Consider the following 19,601-nt stretch of genomic DNA (forward strand, 5'->3'; position numbering starts at 1 on the left):
CAGCCGCCTGATGCCAGAGAAGGGGTACGTCGTGGCTGGGGCGGTCGGCTCCGCGGCTTTACGGAGCCACTTTGGCGCGAGCCTCGAAGATCATGGCCCCAACGTCGTGCTTTACCGGGCAGGTCCACAGACTGCCCGACGCGCCGGAAGCTTACAGGGCCATGATCACTCGCGCCAAAGCAGCGCCACCCCAAACCCGCTCCACCGACCTCCTGCATCCCCCGAGAGAGGGTATTTCACATGACAGGAGGTGGATATTTCACGTTGAGCGCTCCTTCGAATCCCGGAGGAGACTCCATAAGCGGCGATTTTCCGGTTAGCGAGAGAACCCTATTCAAGATGGTTAGCACGTACACCCTGATAGCCGCATCAAGAGTCTCGATATAGTTGAGGCTGAGAAGGATTCGCTGGCCCGGAACGAGTCGCAGGTTAGGGCATGCTTCACAGAGCCTTCGGTCCGCAATCCCGCTCCGATGAGCAAGAGCATTCCGGATCTGCTGGGCCTCGTAAAGGAGGTCTCTGACTCGTCGATCAACTTCTCCAGCAAGGCGGCTCTGCGGCTCCCCGCTGATCTCAATCGAGTTAAGCAAATCCTCGAAAACTGCTATACCGGACCGCAGGCCGACCTTCTTTTCCCTCTGTATCTCAGTCACCAGGTATCTCAACCTGTCAGACTCCGAAAGCCCCATGAAGTCAGAAAGGGAAATTTTGATCTTCTTTAGGCTTGCACTTCGAAGCGATTCCGGAAAGTTCTCCATGCAAAATACACAAAAATCTTCAACGAATGCTTCAAGTACCCCCCACATTCCCATCAACACCTGCCCGTGCAGCAGTGGAAAGCCTCGCTCTTTCTCACGCTTAGCGAACTGTGCTCGCTTTACGGCCTCAGCTTTCTGCTCGACCGTAGGCTTACTCGCCGTTGGCGCGAAATCATCCTGCAGCACCAGCTCCATGAGTTCAACGTGCTCTATCGAAAAGTGCGCCCCCCAGTGGGCAAGCGATACCACGCTAAGGGAGTCGTTGAGGTGCTCTGTAAACCGATCAAGGAGTTGAAACAGCTTGGTGCCATCGATTTCCACAACAGTGAGCCTACGGCATCTACGGTCTGGGAGGTACTTAGAAGTCATCTCATTTGGTGAGTCTGCGGTAGCAGATGAGGGTGCAGGCGATGCTGGTGAAGGCCAGGAAGTGCTCGGCTTTGCGCTCGTAGCGTCGGTGCAGTCTGCGGCATCCGGCGAGCCAGGACATGGTGCGTTCTATGGTCCAGCGGTGGCGGCCCAGCCGGGTCGAGGACTCGATGCCTTTGCGGGCGATGCGGTGCTTGATGCCGCGTCCGCGTAACCATCGGCGCAGGTGACCGTAGTCGTATCCCTTGTCGGCGTGGAGTTTGGACGGCCTGCGCCGTCGGCGTCCGCGCCGTGAGCGGATCGGCGGTATCCCTTGCACCAACGGGATCAGCGCCTGACTGTCGTGCAGGTTGGCCCCAGAGATTCCGGCGGACAGGGGCAGACCGGTCCGCTCGGTGATCAGGTGGATCTTCGAGCCGTACTTGCCCCGATCGACAGGATTCGGGCCTGTCAGGTCCCCCTTTTCAGCGCCCGCATGTTCACCGAGTCGATCGCGCACCGGGACCAGTCCAACTCGCCACGGGAGCCCAGCTCGTCGAGGACCAGGCGGTGGAGCTTGGCCCATACGCGGGCCCTCGTCCACTCGGCAAAGCGCCGGTGAGCCGTCGCCCCTGACGGGCCGAACGAGGCGGAAGGCAACTGCTGCCACGTGCAGCCCGACGTGGCCACGAACACGATCGCGGCCAGCACTTCGCGGTCGCCGTGCCGACGCCGGCCACCTCCCTGAGGTCGCGACGGCGCCTCCGGCACCACCCGCTGAAACAGCTCCCACAACTCATCCGGCACCAGCCGCTCAACGATCCCCACCACGACCGGGAGCTTACTCAGCCAAATGAGATGACGCCTTATTTTCAACGATGCAAGTCAGCCTTCCCGCGCACGAGTGTCCGCCGAGGCCCTCCTCGGGTCATGGAAGGGTACTCAATCGTGACCAATGTCGACAGGTAGTGACAGTTCGACAGCAGGCCACGACATGGCTCGATAAGACTGCCGCAGGTCAGGACCCCCGAGATCGGTTGTGGATGTTGCGATGGCAAGCGACCAGACCGGGGCGACGTCGGCCACACCGCTAGGAGGTCTAATATCTCCGACATGACGACCCCTTCCGAGACTGTATCCGGGGCAGCGAATGCTGTTCTTCCGAGCCTAACGATGAGGTTTCGCGGTACTGCGCAAACTGTAGCGGATCAGTACTTCTCGGAACGGGAATTGAATGACCGCATCGGACTCCAGTCAGCCGACCAACTATGGGATTGGCTGAATAATGGAGCCGCAGGCACAATCAAAGGGTCTACCGCGCCATTGCCATCATATAAGGATCGCGAGAAACTAATTTTCTATAGAGGCCAGCCGAATGCCAGCTATGCGCTCTCGTCAAGTCTCTACCGACTCTGTTATCAGGCACAGGGTCAGCGTGTCACTGAAGGAATGATGCATGCTGCGGAGCAAGCCATTCTTGACGAGATGAAAAAGCAAGGTCTTGGTCGACTGATGAAAGATGGCGAGCTCCTGTCAGTTCTACAACATCACGGTATCCCGACTCGACTCATCGACGTTTCTGAACGTCCTCATGAAGCCTTGTTCTTCGCGGTAGACCGCGATGACGACACGGACGGGCGGCTATTCCTTATTCACCTAAAGAACGATCCGGCAGATCAATACGTTATCGATCTGTCAGAGAAGGATAAACTTGCATGGGAAGATGCGAGGCGCGGGGAAACGCGAGCAAAGGGAGACTGGACCACACGAGTAGCCGTGGACAAGGGGCACGTCTTGGACCCCCGAATGCGCGCCCAGCGCGGAAGATTTCTACTCGGCGGGCTTATTGCTAGTTACCCAAAGATGACAATGAATCGCCCAGATGGAAAGACGCTCCCCGCAAGTGAGCGCACCAATGTGACCACCCTCAGCATTGACTTCCCACTACGCGCTACTAAACTTAGCAAGAACTGGCCTGCCACCGGATGGACCATTCGGATTCCGGCCCAATGGAAACGCGACTTGAGGAGTCTTCTAGCTGAAACAACTCCTCCTATTACTACCGATTCCATGTACCCGCCAGTCAGCGAAGTCAGGCGGCTCGCAGTCAGAATGGCGGAACAGGCCCTCCAACCCTCCAAGTCGAAGTAGCTGCGCCTTGGTAAGGACGTGAGCTGCTTCGGAGCCCGGCTGTCAAGGGGTTCCCTGAGCCATGTGTCTGGAGTGTCGACCAGGGCTCTGCCAACGTAGAGGTCAGCCCTCTCATAGCTCGGGCCTACTGGCGCTCCTCGGTATCAAGGACCGCCACGCCGATCTTGGCGGCAATCTCCGCGACGGCGTCATTTTCCGTGCTAAAACCGGCGAGGTCCGAGAGCATGGCGCTGAAATTAGCGACTTCCTCGAACGAGACTTGGTGGAGCACCGGAATTACTGTGGGCTTGTGCAGCAACACTCCGAGTTCGCGCTCCGGCCAGAGACGACCAGTCAGATAGACAGGGGTGACCAGGACGACGCCAGCACGAGCCTTCCGCAAGCCCTCGTCCATCTGGCGGGCTAGGCTCTTACCCGGACGGATCGTGACGTCGTCGAACCAGACGTCTACGCCCTGGTCATCTAGCTCCTCGCACAGCTCTTTCGCTACTTCATAACCGTCACGACGGGCGTAGCTAAGGAACACGTCGTGGTCGCGCTCCCCTTGAGCGGGGACGGCCTCCTGCAGGCGTTCGGCGAGTTCCTGTTCGCTCGCGGTCAAGTGAACAGTGCGGCGAGCGCTGCCCTGCTGGGCAGCTCGGTTGTGGCGCTGTACCTCACGGTTGTGGGCATCAACCTGGTTGTTGTACGCCGCCACCGCTTGCGCTGTGCGGCGATTGTGCTGCTGAGCCTCCCGGTTGTATTGATCGACGTCGCGCTTCAGCTTGTCCGCCGCTCGCTGAACATCTCGGGCGGCAGCCTGTGCCTTACGCATCTGCTGACGGAAGGCTGCGGGGTTGAACTTCTGTGCCATCGTTCTTCTCCTGTAGCTGCCGCGCCTAGATGGTTCGACTGCCAACTCACGTTAGACCAGGGGACTGACAGTCGATGCGACCGCTCTCAGAAGGACGCACCACAAGCGCACCAGAAGAGGCGGGGAACAACGGGGGATCACGGTGAAGCGAGAGCCACCAGCGCCGTCGCAACCCGCCTGTTCGCGCAGGTCAGCGACCGAGCCGGCCATGAGCGATCGCAGCTTCCCAAGCTGATGCCCCATTAGGACCCGCCTTCTGCGGTGACGCCGACTGAGGTCATGGACGATGACCGCATGCGCTACTTCAACGGCACAGGATGGCTCGCCATATTCACCGGTGCGGAGACGATGATCGGCCGGACCGTGAACGTAGACGACTGGGACGAGACGACCGGTGTTGCCCTCGTAGTCGACCCCAAGCGCGGTACCCGCCGCCCGGTCACGGACTACCCGGACTTCTCCCACCTTGAGCAAGCCGACCAGGTGGCCGCCGCCATCCCCGGGGGAGGATGGCGCGCGTACTGGAAGAACGAAGGCCCCGACAACGGGCCACTGACCGAACAGGTACTGGCATGGCTCATCACAGCCAAGGGACGAGCCACCCCTATCACCGTCGACGCCCACGGACACGTGGACGACGCCGAGAGCGCGGATCGCCTCATCCCACCCGGGGAAGAGTGAAGCTGCCACCGATGCCTGACCGTCTCAGTTTCCGTCTCATTCAGCTCCGTTCACGGTCGTTCATCGAGGACCGTTCACCGAGTTCGCCTCATGGGTCAGCCGTCCATGAACGCAGGTGAACGTCCTTGTATGAGTGCCGCCGCCGCGCCACCACAGTTGGAAAGCGTGTTGGGGGCAACCCCTCACGAGTTCGAATCTCGTATCCTCCGCCAGTGCCTCACCGGGCACGATGTCGAAGGGCCCCACCGTTCGCGGTGGGGCCCTTCGACGTTTTTCTTCTCAGTTTCCGTCTCGGTCGGCTCCTGCGGAGGACGTCTCGTTTCTCCGTGCGTCCGTCGACGATGTCGTAGAGCGCCCGCTCGTGATCCGAGTAGGGCGTCCCGCCTGCCCGCCGGCGCGATGATCTCGACAGGGTCCGTGCCCCCGGTGTTCAGATGGGCAGGTCGTGGTTGATGAGTGAGTGTGGGCAGCCGGAGCGTTTGCAGTTGCCCAGGGTGCCGCCGGGTACGAAGTCGGGGCACGAGCAGGACAGGCAGGGCTGGGTGTCGTTGGAGTCGGGTTCCCAGCCGTTGGTCCTCAGGCGTGCTCGGGCGGTTTCCCGGAGGTCGCGTAGTTCGTCGTCGAGTCTGCGGAAGTCGGCCTCGTTGTCCTCGAAGGCCTTCCTCTGGGGCGCTGTCAGGTCGTGCTGCTGCATGGTGTCCTCCTTGGGGTCCGTTCCCACCAAGCCTCCGCTGCCCTCTTCCGCCCTACGCCCACGATGACTCCGCGGGCGCCTGCCTGCACCTTGAGCGACCTGGCTCCGGCGCACGGCCTCAGTGCACCGACAATCCCCCGTCGACGAAGAGCGACTGCCCCGTCACGTACCCCGCCGCCCCGCTCGCCAGGAACACCGCCGCGCCCGCGAAGTCCTCGGGGAGGCCGTTGCGGCCGGTCATCGTGCGGGCGGCCAGGGACGCGACCTTCTCCGGGTCGTCGGCGAGGCGGGCGTTGAGGGGGGTCAGGACGAAGCCCGGGACGAGGGTGTTGCAGGTGACCCCGTGCGGGGACCAGGCCTCGGCCTGGGAGCGGGCCAGGGATTCCAGGGCACCCTTGGAGACGCCGTAGGCGCCGCTCTGGACGAACGCGCGGTGGGCCTGCTGGGAGCTGACGTGGATGATGCGGCCGAAGCCGCGCTCCGCCATGCCGGGGCCGAAGCGCTGACCCAGGAGGTAGGGGGCCTCCAGGTTGACGGCCATCGTGGTGTCCCACACCTCGTCCGTGAGGTCGTTCATCGGTGGACGCAGGTTCACTCCCGCCGAGTTGACCAGGATGTCCGGCTCCCCGAACACGGCCGCGGCCGCCTCCGCCGCCGTACGGACCCCGTCCCTCGTGCTCAAGTCGCCGCTCACCCACGCCGCTCGGCAGCCGTCCGCTCGCAACTCGTCCACCACCGCGGCCAGTTCGGGTTCCCTGCGGGCCACCACCACCACGCTCGCCCCCGCCCGCGCCAACGCCCCCGCGATCGCCCTGCCGATGCCCGAGCTACCGCCCGTCACCAGGGCCACGCGGCCACTTAGCGAGAACAGTTGGGAGAGATACGCCTCAGAAGTCGCCCCGGAAGCCGCCGCGGAAGTGGCCTCAGAAGGCGCATGGGATGTCGCATGGGGAGTCATGCCCGCACCCTAAGTCGGTACCCGGGACCCATGACCAACATCCTTGTCGGCACGTGCTCCTGGACCGACCCCGCGCTCGTCCGCAGCGGCTGGTACCCGCCGGGGTGGCGGGACGCGGAGCGGCGGCTGCGGTTCTACGCCGGGCGGTTCCCCGTCGTCGAGGTGGACGGCAGCTTCTACGCCCTGCCCAGTGAGCGCAACAGCCGGCTCTGGGTGGAACGGACGCCGGCGGAGTTCGTGTTCGACGTGAAGGCGTACGCCCCGCTCACCGGGCATCCGGCGAAGCAGGCCGCGCTCGCGGACGTCCCGTTGGACGAGGTCTGGACGCGGTTCGCCGCCGGGATCGAGCCGTTGCGGGAGGCCGGGCGGCTCGGCGGGGTGCTGTTCCAGTTCCCGCCGTGGCTGCGACCGGGGGCGCGGGCCGAGCGGTTCCTGGAGGAGACCGCCGAACGGACCGCCGGGTGGCCCGTCCAGGTGGAGTTCCGGCATCCGTCCTGGTGGGAGGAGCGGCAGCAGGACCTCACCTGCGCGCTGCTGCGCAAGTACGGCTTCGCCGCCGTCGCCGTCGACATGCGCCAGGGCCTGCCCGCCTCCCTGCCACCGGTCACCCCCGTCACCGCGAACCGGCTGGCCGTCGTCCGCTTCCACGGGCGCAGCTCCTCCTGGGGCCGCGGCAGCAAGGAGGACCGTTTCCGGTACGACTACTCGCGCGCCGAACTCGCCGAGTGGGTACCGCGGTTGCGGGCACTGGCCGAACGGGTCGACCAGGTCCACGTCCTGTTCAACAACTGCTGCGCGGCGGCCGCCGTACACGCCGCCGAGACCATGGACGACCTGCTCAGCCCACGATCCGCACCGACTTCGTCACGCTGACCTGGTCGATGTCGGACACCCTGATCGTGGCCTTCATCTGCCAGTCGCCGGCCAGGGGCAGGGTGAGGTCGTTCGTGCCCCAGTAGCCGCCCTTGTCCTTCAGCTGGGCGTCGATCGGGCCGATCTGCTTGGCCGGGAGGGTGAAGGACAGCCGGAGTTCGGGGACCGTGGCGAGGCCGCCGTCGACCGCGTAGACGATGGCCTGCACGGAGTTGTCGCCGGTGCGGCCCGGGTCGAGGGTGATCTGCACCTTGCCCGAGGCGCCGGCCACGGCGAACGGGATGTTGGTCACGGACGCGGCGGGCAGTCCGCCCGAGGCCGGGCCCGCCTCGGCCGCCTCGGCCTGCGCCCGGCCGGGCAGCGTGCCGCTCAGCACGGTGCTCAGCACCAGCACCACGACACCTACGGCCACTTCGGCGAGGACGGAACGGCGCAGGCGGTGCCGGTAGGCCGCTCCGGCCGGGCCGGCCGGGCCGGGGGTGGCGGACGCCGGGGTCGGGCGCGCGGGCGCTCCGCCCGGACGCGCGGGGTCTGTAGGCGCTCCGTCCGGACGCGCGGGGTCTGGGGGAGTCCCGTCCGCGGGCTTCGAACCAGCGGAAGTCCCGCCCAAGGACTCCGAACCCGCGGAAGTCCCGCCCGAGGACTCCGAACCGGCCGAAGTCCCGCCCAAAGACTTCGAGGCCGCAGCCGGTTCACTCAAAGACCTCGCGCCCGCAGCCGGTTCGCCGACAGACTCCGAGGCCGCACTCGGCCCATCCCCGGACCCCGAGGCCGTCGCCGGTGCTCCCACCCGCTCTGCGACCACCGCCGAGGCCCGCACCCGTTCCGCGACCACCGCCGCTTCCACCGCCACTCCTACCCGCTCCGGCACCTTCTCCTCGACGGGCGGCTTCGCCTTGGTGCCGGCCGTGGCCAGTCGTCCCGTCCACCGTCGCGACATCCTCGCCGCCGTCAGCAGCAGGGTCACCGCGATCAGTTTGAAGACCAGGAGATGGCCGTACGTCGTCCCGGTGATCTCGCTCCAGGAGCCGAGACCGCGCCAGGACTGGTAGACGCCGGTGGCGACGAGGACGGTCACCGAGGCGAAGGCCAGCTGGGAGAAGCGGGTGACGACGGGGGCCGGGAGCTGGGACGGGGCCCGGTACAGGAGCGTGAGCAGTGCCGCGAGGCCGCCCAGCCAGACCGACATCGCCAGCACGTGCAGCACCGCGGACGTCATCGCCACCGGCACCTGGATCCCGGCGGACGCGTGCTCGGCGGCGGCCCAGGTCAGCGCCAGGCCCACGGCGAGCACGGCCCCGGCCGCCTGCCACGGGCGGGACAGCCTCGACTCACCGAGCCGCAGCAGTCGTACGACGAAGAAGTACGCGACCAGGAGCAGGGCCACGCGGACCAGGAGGGCCTCGCCGGGGCGGGTGCTCAGCGTGCGTTCGAAGGCCTTCAGGGAGAACGCGGAGGCCGGGCCCGTCCCCGCCTCGTAGGGCGCGCGCAGCACCAGCAGGAACAGGGTCGAGCCGAGCAGGGTGCCCCAGCCCGCCCACAGCAGCCTGCGCAGGTGGGCCGGGTCCGGGGGACGGCAGGCGGTGAGGAAGACGGCGGTGCCGATGAGCAGGGCCGCGGCGAGGTAGGCCAGGTAACGGCCCATGTTGAAGAGGCTCTCCGTGGCCGGGTCCTCGGTCGGGCCGGTGTCCACGACGACGGTGGCCGGGGAGGGTTTGCCGACCGAGAAGGTGAAGGCGCCGGATACCGGGTGGCTGTCGGCCGAGACGACTCGCCAGGCCACGGTGTAGGTGCCCTGGGCGAGCTTGGCCGGCAGGGAGACGCTGGCCGTGTCCGAACCGCCCGTGCCGTGGCCGGCCTCGCCGATCTCCAGGCGTTTGCCCTCGGGGGTCAGGACCCGGAAGGAGTCGTCGAGCAGGCCGACGGACTCGGTGAAGGTCAGGATGATGGAGCGGGGGGACGACTTGAGGACGGTTCCGTCTCCGGGGTCGGTGGAGCGGAGGGCCGCGTGGGCCGACGCCGTTCCACCGCCGAGGAGGAGCAGGACCAGCACGGTGCCGAGCAGCACCAGCCCTTGAAGTCCTCGCCTTCGCCGGCCTCCGCTGCTGCGCGCACGCTCACACCTCACGTCACTACTCCGTACCTGGACTCGCGGTCTTCCCGATAGGTACGGACGCGGAGGACGCAGCGCTCACCGGCACGGCGGGTCAACGCCGACTCCGCCTGCCCACCCACCCGGCCCGGCATCGGTGATTCCGTCCACCCGCCTCCCCGGCCACGACGCTCACCACGCCGACCCCGCCGACCCCGCGTCGGCCACGTCCTCCGGGCGCCCGAGGCGGCCCAGCGGTGCCCGCCGTGTCCACGCTCACCCCCGCTGCCGGGCAACGAGCACTCCGTCCGTCCACCGGCCCGGCCCCGCTCCAGTGATCCGTGCGGCTCACCACACCGCCCCCGCCGTCACCCCGCCGTCCACCACCAGGTCGTGCCCGGTGATCCAGGACGCGAGCGGGGAGGCAAGGAACACGCAGGCGTCGGCCACGTCCTCGGGGCGTCCGAGCCGGCCCAGCGGAGCCCGACGGGTCCAGCGCTCCACCCCCTCCGGCCAGGCCTCCGCCAGACCGGCGCGGTCGATCAGGCCAGGGGAGACGGTGTTGACGCGGATGCCGTGCGGGCCGTACTCGAGGGCCGCGGACCGGGCGTGCATGACGATCGCGGCCTTGGAGGCGGAGTAGTGGGCGTGCTCCGGCGCGGGGTGGCTCGCCTCGATCGACGCGATGTGGGTCACCGACCCACCCGGCCGCATGAGCTCCGCGGCGGCCTGCGTACAGGCGAAGACGCCGGTGAGGTTGGTGTCCACGACCTCCCGCCACTGGGCCGCCGTCATCCCGGGCAGCGGCCGTGTGGGCTGCACGCCCGCGTTGTTGACCAGCGCGGTCAGTCCCCCGCCCCATTCCGCGGCCTCCCGCACCAGCCGCCGGCACCCCTCCTCGTCCCGCAGGTCCGCTTCCAGTACGACGGCCCGGGCGCCCACGTCCTCGATCCTGGCCGCGACTTCACGGGCCGCCGCCACCGCCGTACGGCAATGGACCGCGACCGCCGCCCCCTGCTCGGCGAACCGCAGCGCGATGCCCCGTCCGATGCCGCCGCCCGCGCCCGTGACCAGGGCGACCTGGCCCTCCAGGAGTCTCATGGACGGCACAGTGCCGCGATCCGCGCGGCCTCGGCGGGATAACGCGCCGTCAGCTCGGCCGCGTCGCCGTGCTCGTAGCCCTCGTAGGTGAAGCCGGGGGCCATGGTGCAGCCGAAGAAGGTCCACGCGCCGCGGGTCCTGGCGCCCATCCAGGTGCCCGCGGGCACGGTCAGCTGGGGGCGCTGGCCGCTCCTTATGTCCGGGCCCAGGACGGGGGTGGTCGCGGTGCCGTCGGGGGCGAGGAGCAGCAGGTCCAGGGGGTCGCCGAGGTAGTGGTGCCAGATCTCGTCGCTGGGCAGGCGGTGCAGCGCGGAGTAGTCGTCCGCGGTCAGGAGCGCGACGATCGCGGTGCCGTGCGGTCGTCCGTCGGCGCGCTCCGGGCCCGCCCAGGTCTGCCGGAACAGGCCGCCCTCGCGGGGGATCGGTTCCAGGCCGTAGTGGGCGACGAGGTCGTCAGGCGTCACCCGGGAAGGCTACCTCCCGTGTCAGAAAGGCCAGTTGGGCGTGCTTCTCGGGCAGGTGGACGTCGGGGAGGTCGATCTCCGGGAGGACGACCGCCTCGCCCGCCACGAATCCCTGCTTCAGGAAACGGGCGATCGCCTTCTCGTTGCGCACGTCCGGGTCGACGACGACCCGCCGCCGGTCCAGGCCCCGCAGCACGTACGAGGCGACCGCGCTCAGCAGCGCCGAGGACCACCCGGAGGTGGGGGCCCCCTCGGCCGCCGGCGCGAGCAGCAGGTGGACGCCGATGTCGCCGGGGCGGACCTCGTAGCACTCGCTGACCCGGTCGGCCTCCGGCTCGTAGGTCTGGAGCAGCCCGGCCGGGTCGCCGTCCTTCTCCAGGAGGTAGGCGTGGTGGGTGTCGAGGGTGTCCAAGTGGGCGTAGATCTCGGCCACTTGCTCCTCGGTGAGGCCGTTCATGCCCCAGAACGCGGCCCGTTCCTCGCGCACCCACGCGTGCACGGTGGGGGCGTCGGCGTGCGGGTCGAGGCGCAGCACGCGGACGGTGCCGAAGCCGGGGACGGTCTGGGCGTGGACCGCTTCACGGGCGGGGGTGCGGACATCCTCGTCGGCAGGGGCGTGGGCCGCTTCACGGGCGGGGGTGCGGGGCATCGGTCTCCTCAGTCTTCCTTGGTCAGGTGGTGCCAGTCGGTGACGACCGGGACGAGATCTCCCCTGAGCCACAAGGGGAGTTGGTCGCGGTGATGGGGGGAGCCGGGGACGCCGGACGCGCCCAGCGGGACCACCCAGAGGCTGTCCTCGCGGCGGGCCAGGTCCCAGACGTACCGGGCGGCCGGGCCGCGGGCGGCGAGGTCGGTGAGTCCGGGGACCGCCGAGGTGCACAGGACGCAGTCGTGGTCGCCGGAGAGGGCGGGGGCGTCCGGGTCGTGCTCGGGAAGTGCCCGCCAGGGGGCGAGGCGGTGGGTGTCGCCCCAGGTGCCGCGCGGCGGCTCGGCGGCCACCTCCTCCAGGGCGCCGCGCACCATCTCGTCCCGGTCGACTCCGTACAACTCCTCTGCGCGCAGGAGGTGTTCGAGGGCGAAGGCGATCCTGGGGAGGAGACCGAGCCAGGGGAGGAGGACGTCGGGGTAGGCGGGCGCGGTGGTCAGCGCGGCGAAGGCGGGGTGGGCCGCCAGGCGTCGTACGACCGCGCTGCGGACGGCGGCGTAGAGCGCGGCCTCGTGGCTGTCCGCGGTCATACGGCGATCCCAGCGGAGAACCGTTTCCCTCAGGGTCGCGGCCTCGGGGCTCACTCCGTCCAGGTTCCGGAGGCGGTCCAGCAGGGGCTGGGCCGAGGCGAGGTGGGTGTCCGTGTGGATCGCCGGCATGTCGGCCGCGGTCCAGCGGTCCTTCTCCGCCAGCAGGGCGGTGATGCGGTGCGCGCGGTGGGGCGGGGCGAACTCGACGCCGAGGGGGGCGGCGGGGCCGCGCTGGTTCGCCATCACGGCGACCCCGTCGGCGAGAGCGGCTCGGGGCGTCTCGTGCCAGCCCCGCCATTCGTGGCCGGGCTCCCAGGCGGGGACGGGCCGCAGGCGGTTGGCCTCCGCGCGCACCGGGACCCGCCCCGCGACCCGGTGCAGCAGCCCGCCCTCGGTGTCGGCGGCCTGCACCACGTTCACCGGCTCGACCCACCGGTCGAAGGCCCGGTCCACGTCGGCGGTGCGGCGGGCGCGGAGGAGGGGGAGGAGGGCGCTGAAGCCGAGGTCCTCGGTGACGCGGGGCGGGTGACGGAGGGAAAGGGCCACCGGCGGGTGGAGAAGCGCTGCCTCCCCTGCCGGCACTCCCCCGTCCAGCCCCTCCGGGCCGCCCGCGATCACCGGGCCCCGGTCGGTCTCGATCACCTCGATCTCGACCGGTTCCTCGCCCGCCACCTCGACGGTCTCCGTGTGCCGGGAGGCGCGCCGCCAGGTGCCGTCCGGGGCGAGGGCCTCGATGCCCGCACCCGTGCGGCGCAGGCGCTCTCGGTAGAGGTCCTGGTAGTCGGCCATCGCGTTGGTGATGGACCAGGCGACCGGGCCGGCGTGGCCGAAGTGGGCGATGCCGGGGACCCCGGGCACGGCGAGGCCGAGGACGTCGAACTCGGGGCAGGACAGGCGGATCTGCTGGTAGACGCCGGGGTCCTCGATGAAGCGGTGCGGGTCGCCCGCGAGCACGGCGTGCCCGGTGGTGGTGCGGGCGCCCGCGACCAGCCAGCCGTTGCTGCCCGCGGTGCCGGGGCCGTCGGTGGCGAAGAGGCCGACCGCGTCCGGGCCCAGGTGCCGTAGCGCCTCGTCCCGCCAGAGCTTGGCCGGGAAGCCCGCGAAGAGGATGTGCGTGGAGAGCCAGACGGCGAGCGGGGTCCAGGGTTCCCAGCGCCCGGGGGCGAGGCCGGTGCGGGTGAACTCCGGGGCCTCGGTGGCCGGCAGCTCCTCGTTGACCCCTTCGACGTACGCCCGCACCCAGTCGGCCGTCTCCGGGTCCCGTCTCTCCAGGGCCGTGAAGCAGCGTCTCGCGGTGTCGTCGAGGCGGGCCCGTCTCGCGAGGGTGTCCCAGGACAGCGCACCGGCGCCGAGGAAGGCGGCCGAGGTGCCCTGGGCGCGGTGCCGTTCGACCTCCAGCTGCCAGGCACGGTCGCGGGCGGTGACCCGGCCCTGGGCACGGGCGAGTTCCCGCGCGCTGTCCGCGCGGAGGTGGGGGATCCCCCAGGCGTCCCGGTAGATCTCGGTACTCACCCTCACACCCGCTTCTCTTTAAGTTAGGCTTACCTAAGTTTTCTCGGTGTGGGAATCGTACGTGAAGGGTGAAACACCATGGGCCAGGGGCACGGCTGGGAGGGCGCGGTCCTGCGGCTGCTGCGCGCGAAGGACTTCGAGTTCACCGTGACCGGCGCGGAGGACGTCACCGACGCGTACCGCCGGGTGCATCTCACCGACGGCGGAATGCTCGCCGCCACCGGCGTGCACCCCACGATGTGGGTACGGCTGTGGTTCTCCGCCGCGGGCAAGCCGCACCAGCGCGCCTACACCCTGGTCGACCCGGACCCCGGGGCCGGCACCTTCAGCCTGGAGTTCGCCCTGCACGACGGCGTCGCCAGCGACTGGGCCCGCACGGCCAAGCCCGGTGACACCGTCGAGGCCACGGTCCACGGCACCGGCTTCGACCGCCCCGACCCCGAGCCCTCCCACGTCTTCGCCTTCGGCGACCCGGCCTCCCTGCCCGCCCTCAACTCCCTTCTCGGCGCGCTGGACTCCTCCCCCGCGACGGTCTGGTTCGAGGGCGGCGACGACGCCCTCCCCTTCCGCACCGACCCCGCCCGCCACGAGGTCCGCCGGGTCCTGCGCCTCGACTCCGGCGCGCACCTGGTCGCCCAGGCGAAGGCGGACCTGCCGGCCCTGCTGGGGACCCATCCGGACGCCTACGTCTGGATCGCCTGCGACACGGCGACGACCCGCGCCCTGTCGTCGTACGTCCGCAAGGAGCTGGGCGTGCCGAAGGAGCGGGTGAACGCGCTGGGGTACTGGAGGCCCTGACGGTGCATCCACGCCGTGCGTACAACTCTTCGCGTGGCCGGTGTGTCGTAAGGGACGGCTGTTGCCCCTTACCGAGGAGTCCCGTTGCGCAGAGCCGTCATCGCGGCCGCCGTGCTCACCGCGTCCGTCGCCGTCACGCTCACGCCCGTGACGTCGTCCGCGGCCGCCCCCTACAAGGGGGTCAACACCGCCGCCGTCCAGGACGACTTCAACGGTGACGGCTACCGGGACCTCGCGGTCGGTGCCCCGAACGCGGCCAACGGCAGCGTGGAGGAGGCCGGCGCGGTCGTCGTGCTGTACGGCTCGAAGTCCTCGGTGAGCCCCACCCGCCGGACCGTCATCACCCAGGCCACGACCGGGATCCCGGGCGACCCGGAGGCGTGGGACGGGTTCGGCACGACGGTGGCCAGTGCCGACCTGGACCGGGACGGGTACGCGGACCTGCTGGTCGGCACCCCGGACGAGAACGTCGGCGGTGTCGACCTGCGGGGCACCGTGACCGTCGTGTGGGGCGGGCCCAGCGGGCTGAAGGGCGGGGCGAGCATCGCCCCGCCGGCCGGTTTCGGCGAGGGCTGGACGTACTGCCGCTTCGGCATGTCGCTGGCCACGGGTGACATGAACGGTGACGGTGCCCCCGAGCTGGGCGTCGGCTCCGGCTGCGAGGCCTCCTCCTACTCGGGGCCCTTCACCCGCACCGGCAGGGCCGCCTCGCACTATCTGGAGTCGCGGATGAACTCCCGCGGTGTGGTGATGGGCGACGTGAACGGCGACGGCAAGGCCGAGCGCTTCTGGCTCCCGGGCGCGTCCGACGACGACCTGCGCGGTTCCGTCCACCTCGACACCGGCGCCCCCGACCCCGAGGACTACTTGGCCAACTGGCCCGCCGAGCTGCCCTACGCCGACGGCCACGCCGGACAGATCGGTGACGTCAACGGCGACGGCTACGGCGACCTCGTCACGGCAATCGCCGAGGACGACTACAACGGCGAGGCCGCCGCGCACAAGGGCGGCGAGATCCAGGTCCTCTACGGCAGCGCGCAGGGCATCTCGGCCGCCCAGAAGCCCAAGGTCTTCCACCAGGACACCGCGGGCGTGCCGGGCGGCGCGGAGTGGGGCGACCGGTTCGGCCAGTCGCTGAGCGTCGGCGACGTGAACAAGGACGGGTACGCCGACGTCCTGGTCGGCTCCCCCGACGAGGCCGTGGGCACCCGCGCGAGGGCCGGCACCGCCGTCCTGCTGCGCGGCTCCGCCACCGGCCTGACCACCGCCAAGGCCGCCGGGTACACCCAGGACACGACCGACGTGCCCGGCGCGGTGGAGACCGGTGACGCGTTCGGCCAGGCCGTCCACCTCGCCGACCTCAACGGCGACGGCCGGGCGGAGACGGTCGTGGCCGCGCCCACCGAGAACAACGACGGCTGCCTGTGGATCGCCCGCGGCTCGGCCTCCGGGCCGGTCCTCAAGGGCTCGGTGAACCTGTGCGGCAAGAGCGCCGGCATCACCGTCCGGGGCGTCAAGGGCTACTTCGGCGCGGCTCTCACCAGCCCTCACGTGGAGCGATGACCGGCGCGGGGGCATGATCGGGGCATGGACGTCACCCTTCACCTCGCCCAGGACCCCGAGGCCGACGAACTCCTCGGCCGGTCCCCGCTCGCCGCGCTGGTCGGGATGCTGCTGGACCAGCAGGTTCCGATGGAGTGGGCGTTCAAGGGGCCCCGCACCATCGCGGACCGGCTCGGCGCGAACGACCTCGACGCGCACGAGATCGCCGCGCAGGACCCGGAGGCCTTCGCCGCGCTGCTCTCCGAGAAGCCGGCCGTGCACCGCTACCCGGGCTCGATGGCCAAGCGGATCCAGCAGCTGTGCCAGTACCTCGTCGAGCACTACGACGGTGAGGCCGAGCTGGTCTGGAAGGGCGTCGAGGACGGCCGGGAGCTGCTGCGCCGCCTCCAGGAGCTGCCGGGGTTCGGGAAGCAGAAGGCGCAGATCTTCCTGGCGCTGCTGGGCAAGCAGCTCGGCGTGCAGCCGCAGGGGTGGCGGGAGGCGGCCGGCGCGTACGGCGAGCCGAAGTCCTTCCGCTCCGTCGCCGACATCACGGGCCCCGAGTCCCTGACGAAGGTCCGCGCCCACAAGCAGGAGATGAAGGCGGCGGCGAAGGCAGCGAAGGCGACGAAGAAGGCCTAGCCGGGCGGGCGGCTGGTCGTCGTCGGCGCGCGTGAGCCCGGTGAGGGCTGGTCCCGCGGGGCGGCCGCCGGTCCGGGCCGGTGCGCTCGGTACGCCGCTGCGATCGGGGCGTTGAGTGACTCGCGGCGGACCCCGCAACCCCCGCCCGCATCCACAAGCCTGCCGACCGCCCCGAAGAACCCGCACCCCTCCCCCGTCCCCCTTGCTGCAACCGGGTGAATCTCCGCGCCGTTGTGAGGAAGCGCGCGCGTCGGAGGGGGAGACGACTTGGGTGAGCACCGTACGACGCCTTCCGCACCGGCTCGGTCCGCTGCGTGCGCTCGTGCTGCTCCTCGTGCTGCTGGTGCCGGGTGCCCCCGCACAGACGCACGCCGCACATGTCGTGGCCGGTGAGGTCGCCGAGTACGACGTCCTGGACACGGCCCTGCGGCCACCGGCCCGCACAGCCCACCGCAGGGCAGCGGCCGTACCCCTGCGACCCGCCCCGCTCCCCGGGACGGCACCCGCCGTCGCCGAGAGCCGTCGGCTCCCGGCGCCCCCGCGGCCGCCGTACGCGCTGCCCGCCCTGCGTTCCGTGGTCCTGCGCTGCTGACAGAGCCCGCTCCGCCAGGCCGGCTCGAACTCACGCGAGGAACAAGGAATACAGCCATGCCCACCGACCCGTACGCGATCCTGCGCGCCCTGCTGCGCGCGGAAGCCGCCCGCAGTGCGCCGAAGGCGCAGCACCAGGACCGGAAGCCGCCGGTGAAGGAACCGAAGCGCGGCTGATCCACCGGGGCCCGGAGGAGGCGTGGCCCTTCGGCTACCGCCTCCTCCGGGCCGTACCGAAGATCGAGCGGGTGATCTCGCGCCCGAGCTGCGTGCCCAGCGACCGTGCGAGGGACTTGAACACCCCGCTGCCGACGACCTGTTCGACGACGGAGGGGTCGTCCTTCGGCTTCCTGGCCGGTGCCTTCACCTCGTCCGCCATCTCGTCCGGGCCCTTGGCGCCCCGCGCACTCAGCTTCTCGTACGCCGACTCCCTGTCCACAGCCTGTGCGTAACGGCCGTACAGGGCCGAGGCCTTGACCGCCGTGTCCAGGGCTGCCGCCTCGACGGGCCCCATCAGGGACTCGGGGGCGCGCAGCCGGGTCGCCGCGACGGGCGTGGGGGCGCCCTTCTCGCTCAGCACCGTGACGACGGCCTCGCCCGTCCCGAGCCCGGTGAGGAGTTCCTCCAGGTCGTAGGCCGAGTCGGGGAAGGTCTTCACGGTCGCCCGGAGCGCCTTCTGGTCGTCGGGGGTGAAGGCGCGGAGCGCGTGCTGGATCCGGTTGCCGAGCTGGCCGAGGACATCGGCCGGTACGTCCTTCGGGGTCTGCGTGACGAAGAAGACGCCGACCCCTTTCGAGCGAATCAGCCGGACGGTCTGCGTGAGGGCGTCGAGGAACGCCTTCGAGGCCCCGTTGAAGAGCAGATGCGCCTCGTCGAAGAAGAAGACGAGCTTCGGCTTGTCGGCGTCCCCGACCTCCGGCAGGTCGTGGAAGAGATCGGCGAGCAGCCACATCAGGAAGGTCGAGAAGAGCCGCGGCCGGTCCTGTACGGCGGCCAGCTCCAGGACGGACACCAGCCCCCGCCCGTCGCTCGCCGTCCGCAGCAGCTCGGCGGTGTCGAACTCGGGCTCCCCGAAGAAGTCCGCCATGCCCTGCGCCTCGAACGCGGTGAGGGACCGCAGGATGACCCCGGCCGTGGCCGTGGACAGGCCCCCGATGTTCTTCAGCTCGGCCTTGCCCTCGTCGGAGGTGAGGAAGGCGACGACGGCCCGGAGGTCCTTCAGGTCGAGGAGTTCGAGCCCCTTCTGGTCGGCGTAGTGGAAGATCAGGCCGAGGGACTGCTCCTGGGTCTGGTTGAGCTGGAGCACCTTGGACAGCAGCACCGGCCCGAAGCTGGTGACGGTGGCCCGCACGGGGATGCCGTGCCCGATGCCGCCCAGGGCGTAGAACTCGGCGGGGAACCCGGTGGCCACCCACTCCTGGTGTACGTCCGCGGCCCTGGCCTGCACCTTCTCGTTCCGCGCACCGGGCGCCGAGATCCCCGACACGTCCCCCTTGATGTCCGCCAGGAAGACCGGCACGCCCTGCGCGGAGAGCTGCTCGGCGATGAGCTGGAGCGTCTTGGTCTTGCCGGTGCCGGTGGCGCCGGCCACCAGCCCGTGCCGGTTGAGCATCGGCAGGGGGATCCTGACCTGCGCGTCCGGCAGGCAGACGCCGTCCCACAGGAGCGCGCCCAGATCGAGGGCGGGGCCGGTGAAGGCGTAGCCCGACGCGATCTCCAGGGCCGGCTGCGGGAGGGCGGCGGAGGCGGGTTTTGCCTCCGGCATGGACCGGTCGGCGGCTCCGGCGGGAACCCCCGTGACGCCCCCGGGTGCGGTCCTTCGCTCGCTCATACCAGACCCCTGTTCCCGCTATGCCCCGGTTTTGGGCATTTTTTCAAGCGTCGCACTCGCCCGCCATGGCTGCGCCCGGAAGGTCTTGACCGGTAGGCTTTCCGTGTGATCTTCAAGCGCATCGGAAACGGCCGGCCGTACCCCGACCACGGCCGGGAAAGCACCCGGCAGTGGGCGGACGTCGCACCGCGCCCGGTCCGCCTCGATCAGCTCGTGACGACCAAGGGCCAACTCGACCTGGAGACCCTGCTCGCCGAGGACTCGACGTTCTACGGCGACCTGTTCGCGCACGTCGTGAAGTGGCAGGGCGACCTGTACCTGGAGGACGGCCTCCACCGCGCGGTGCGGGCGGCGCTCCAGCAGCGACAGGTGCTGCACGCGCGAGTACTCGAGCTGGACTGAGTGACCGCGCTGTAAAGGTTTGACCCTTTCGGGTTCTCCTGCGCGCGGGTCAATGATCATCTAGTAGGCATTGC

At 69.6% G+C, this 19,601-nt stretch carries 19 protein-coding genes; 8 read left to right on the top strand and 11 right to left on the bottom strand.

Going from position 1 to position 19,601, the window contains the following annotated elements; all coding sequences use genetic code 11:
• Window positions 1-236: 236 nt before the first annotated feature.
• Window positions 237-1,079 carry a hypothetical protein gene (locus AC2XR2_RS21840; protein ID WP_491516053.1) on the bottom strand — a complete coding sequence of 281 codons (843 nt, stop codon included), beginning with the start codon at window positions 1,077-1,079 and terminating at the stop codon, window positions 237-239.
• Between the two features lie 49 nt (window positions 1,080-1,128).
• Window positions 1,129-1,928 (bottom strand): IS5 family transposase gene (locus AC2XR2_RS21845; protein WP_491518475.1). Its coding sequence is split into 2 segments (ribosomal slippage): window positions 1,129-1,590 and window positions 1,593-1,928, totalling 798 coding nucleotides; the frame shifts between segments, so codons are not numbered across the junction.
• A gap of 291 nt (window positions 1,929-2,219) precedes the next feature.
• Between AC2XR2_RS21845 and AC2XR2_RS21850 the strand changes: the two genes are divergently transcribed.
• On the top strand, window positions 2,220-3,257 hold the full coding sequence (locus tag AC2XR2_RS21850; RefSeq protein WP_491516054.1) for an FRG domain-containing protein: 1,038 nt from the start codon (window positions 2,220-2,222) through the stop codon (window positions 3,255-3,257).
• 124 nt (window positions 3,258-3,381) lie between these two features.
• Here the strand turns inward: AC2XR2_RS21850 and AC2XR2_RS21855 are convergent, their stop codons facing one another.
• On the bottom strand, window positions 3,382-4,110 hold the full coding sequence (locus AC2XR2_RS21855; RefSeq protein WP_491516055.1) for a toll/interleukin-1 receptor domain-containing protein: 729 nt from the start codon (window positions 4,108-4,110) through the stop codon (window positions 3,382-3,384).
• Window positions 4,111-4,404: 294 nt separating this feature from the next.
• Here AC2XR2_RS21855 and AC2XR2_RS21860 point away from each other — a divergent pair, with 294 nt between their 5' ends.
• Window positions 4,405-4,791, top strand: a complete 387-nt coding sequence (locus AC2XR2_RS21860; RefSeq protein WP_491516056.1) for a hypothetical protein — start codon at window positions 4,405-4,407, stop codon at window positions 4,789-4,791.
• Between the two features lie 430 nt (window positions 4,792-5,221).
• Here the strand turns inward: AC2XR2_RS21860 and AC2XR2_RS21865 are convergent, their stop codons facing one another.
• Both AC2XR2_RS21865 and AC2XR2_RS21870 read right to left on the bottom strand, forming a co-directional pair.
• Entirely contained in the window at window positions 5,222-5,485 is a 264-nt protein-coding gene (locus AC2XR2_RS21865; protein WP_491516057.1) for a hypothetical protein, read from the bottom strand.
• 118 nt (window positions 5,486-5,603) lie between these two features.
• Window positions 5,604-6,356, bottom strand: coding sequence for an SDR family NAD(P)-dependent oxidoreductase (locus tag AC2XR2_RS21870; protein ID WP_491518476.1), 753 nt, complete (start codon window positions 6,354-6,356; stop codon window positions 5,604-5,606).
• A gap of 117 nt (window positions 6,357-6,473) precedes the next feature.
• Here AC2XR2_RS21870 and AC2XR2_RS21875 point away from each other — a divergent pair, with 117 nt between their 5' ends.
• On the top strand, window positions 6,474-7,316 hold the full coding sequence (locus AC2XR2_RS21875; protein ID WP_381303124.1) for a DUF72 domain-containing protein: 843 nt from the start codon (window positions 6,474-6,476) through the stop codon (window positions 7,314-7,316).
• Here the strand turns inward: AC2XR2_RS21875 and AC2XR2_RS21880 are convergent.
• From AC2XR2_RS21880 to AC2XR2_RS21900, 5 genes are all read right to left on the bottom strand, one after another.
• A complete protein-coding gene (locus tag AC2XR2_RS21880; protein ID WP_491516058.1) occupies window positions 7,282-9,384 on the bottom strand; it encodes a copper resistance CopC/CopD family protein in 2,103 nt (700 codons plus the stop codon). The two genes, AC2XR2_RS21875 and AC2XR2_RS21880, sit on opposite strands and share 35 nt — an antisense overlap.
• Before the next feature lie 372 nt (window positions 9,385-9,756).
• The gene (locus AC2XR2_RS21885; protein WP_491516059.1) at window positions 9,757-10,509 is read right to left on the bottom strand and encodes an SDR family NAD(P)-dependent oxidoreductase; all 753 of its coding nucleotides are present in this window, start codon (window positions 10,507-10,509) and stop codon (window positions 9,757-9,759) included.
• Complete coding sequence (locus tag AC2XR2_RS21890) at window positions 10,506-10,973, bottom strand: cupin domain-containing protein (protein ID WP_491516060.1); 468 nt, start codon at window positions 10,971-10,973, stop codon at window positions 10,506-10,508. The genes AC2XR2_RS21885 and AC2XR2_RS21890 overlap by 4 nt, the downstream gene beginning before the upstream one ends.
• Complete coding sequence (locus AC2XR2_RS21895; protein WP_491516061.1) at window positions 10,963-11,622, bottom strand: GNAT family N-acetyltransferase; 660 nt, start codon at window positions 11,620-11,622, stop codon at window positions 10,963-10,965. The genes AC2XR2_RS21890 and AC2XR2_RS21895 overlap by 11 nt, the downstream gene beginning before the upstream one ends.
• A gap of 8 nt (window positions 11,623-11,630) precedes the next feature.
• The gene (locus AC2XR2_RS21900; protein ID WP_491518477.1) at window positions 11,631-13,721 is read right to left on the bottom strand and encodes a penicillin acylase family protein; all 2,091 of its coding nucleotides are present in this window, start codon (window positions 13,719-13,721) and stop codon (window positions 11,631-11,633) included.
• A gap of 78 nt (window positions 13,722-13,799) precedes the next feature.
• Between AC2XR2_RS21900 and AC2XR2_RS21905 the strand changes: the two genes are divergently transcribed.
• The 4 genes from AC2XR2_RS21905 to AC2XR2_RS21920 all read left to right on the top strand — a co-directional run bounded on the left by AC2XR2_RS21905 (window position 13,800) and on the right by AC2XR2_RS21920 (window position 17,295).
• Complete coding sequence (locus tag AC2XR2_RS21905; protein WP_491516062.1) at window positions 13,800-14,519, top strand: siderophore-interacting protein; 720 nt, start codon at window positions 13,800-13,802, stop codon at window positions 14,517-14,519.
• An 84-nt stretch (window positions 14,520-14,603) separates the two neighbouring features.
• Entirely contained in the window at window positions 14,604-16,082 is a 1,479-nt protein-coding gene (locus AC2XR2_RS21910) for a hypothetical protein (RefSeq protein WP_491516063.1), read from the top strand.
• A 24-nt stretch (window positions 16,083-16,106) separates the two neighbouring features.
• Window positions 16,107-16,703: an HhH-GPD-type base excision DNA repair protein gene (locus tag AC2XR2_RS21915; protein WP_330265871.1), complete on the top strand. Its 597-nt coding sequence runs from the start codon at window positions 16,107-16,109 to the stop codon at window positions 16,701-16,703.
• A 271-nt stretch (window positions 16,704-16,974) separates the two neighbouring features.
• Window positions 16,975-17,295: a hypothetical protein gene (locus AC2XR2_RS21920; protein ID WP_491516064.1), complete on the top strand. Its 321-nt coding sequence runs from the start codon at window positions 16,975-16,977 to the stop codon at window positions 17,293-17,295.
• A gap of 210 nt (window positions 17,296-17,505) precedes the next feature.
• On the opposite strand, the gene AC2XR2_RS21925 is transcribed toward AC2XR2_RS21920, so the two are convergent.
• Complete coding sequence (locus tag AC2XR2_RS21925; RefSeq protein WP_449352656.1) at window positions 17,506-19,125, bottom strand: helicase HerA-like domain-containing protein; 1,620 nt, start codon at window positions 19,123-19,125, stop codon at window positions 17,506-17,508.
• Window positions 19,126-19,230: 105 nt separating this feature from the next.
• Between AC2XR2_RS21925 and AC2XR2_RS21930 the strand changes: the two genes are divergently transcribed.
• The gene (locus tag AC2XR2_RS21930) at window positions 19,231-19,527 is read left to right on the top strand and encodes a type II toxin-antitoxin system VapB family antitoxin (RefSeq protein ID WP_003999914.1); all 297 of its coding nucleotides are present in this window, start codon (window positions 19,231-19,233) and stop codon (window positions 19,525-19,527) included.
• Window positions 19,528-19,601 lie beyond the last annotated feature (74 nt).

Source organism: Streptomyces sp. LS-MS-L19, from assembly GCF_058382285.1.

Excerpts from the sequence above, each read along its gene's own strand:
- AC2XR2_RS21885 (WP_491516059.1), bottom strand. The coding sequence starts at position 10,509 with ATGAGACTCCTGGAGGGCCAGGTCGCCCTGGTCACGGGCGCGGGCGGC.
- AC2XR2_RS21850 (WP_491516054.1), top strand. The coding sequence starts at position 2,220 with ATGACGACCCCTTCCGAGACTGTATCCGGGGCAGCGAATGCTGTTCTT.
- AC2XR2_RS21855 (WP_491516055.1), bottom strand. The coding sequence starts at position 4,110 with ATGGCACAGAAGTTCAACCCCGCAGCCTTCCGTCAGCAGATGCGTAAG.
- AC2XR2_RS21925 (WP_449352656.1), bottom strand. The coding sequence starts at position 19,125 with ATGAGCGAGCGAAGGACCGCACCCGGGGGCGTCACGGGGGTTCCCGCC.
- AC2XR2_RS21905 (WP_491516062.1), top strand. The coding sequence starts at position 13,800 with ATGGGCCAGGGGCACGGCTGGGAGGGCGCGGTCCTGCGGCTGCTGCGC.
- AC2XR2_RS21875 (WP_381303124.1), top strand. The coding sequence starts at position 6,474 with ATGACCAACATCCTTGTCGGCACGTGCTCCTGGACCGACCCCGCGCTC.
- AC2XR2_RS21895 (WP_491516061.1), bottom strand. The coding sequence starts at position 11,622 with ATGCCCCGCACCCCCGCCCGTGAAGCGGCCCACGCCCCTGCCGACGAG.
- AC2XR2_RS21860 (WP_491516056.1), top strand. The coding sequence starts at position 4,405 with ATGCGCTACTTCAACGGCACAGGATGGCTCGCCATATTCACCGGTGCG.
- AC2XR2_RS21865 (WP_491516057.1), bottom strand. The coding sequence starts at position 5,485 with ATGCAGCAGCACGACCTGACAGCGCCCCAGAGGAAGGCCTTCGAGGAC.
- AC2XR2_RS21915 (WP_330265871.1), top strand. The coding sequence starts at position 16,107 with ATGGACGTCACCCTTCACCTCGCCCAGGACCCCGAGGCCGACGAACTC.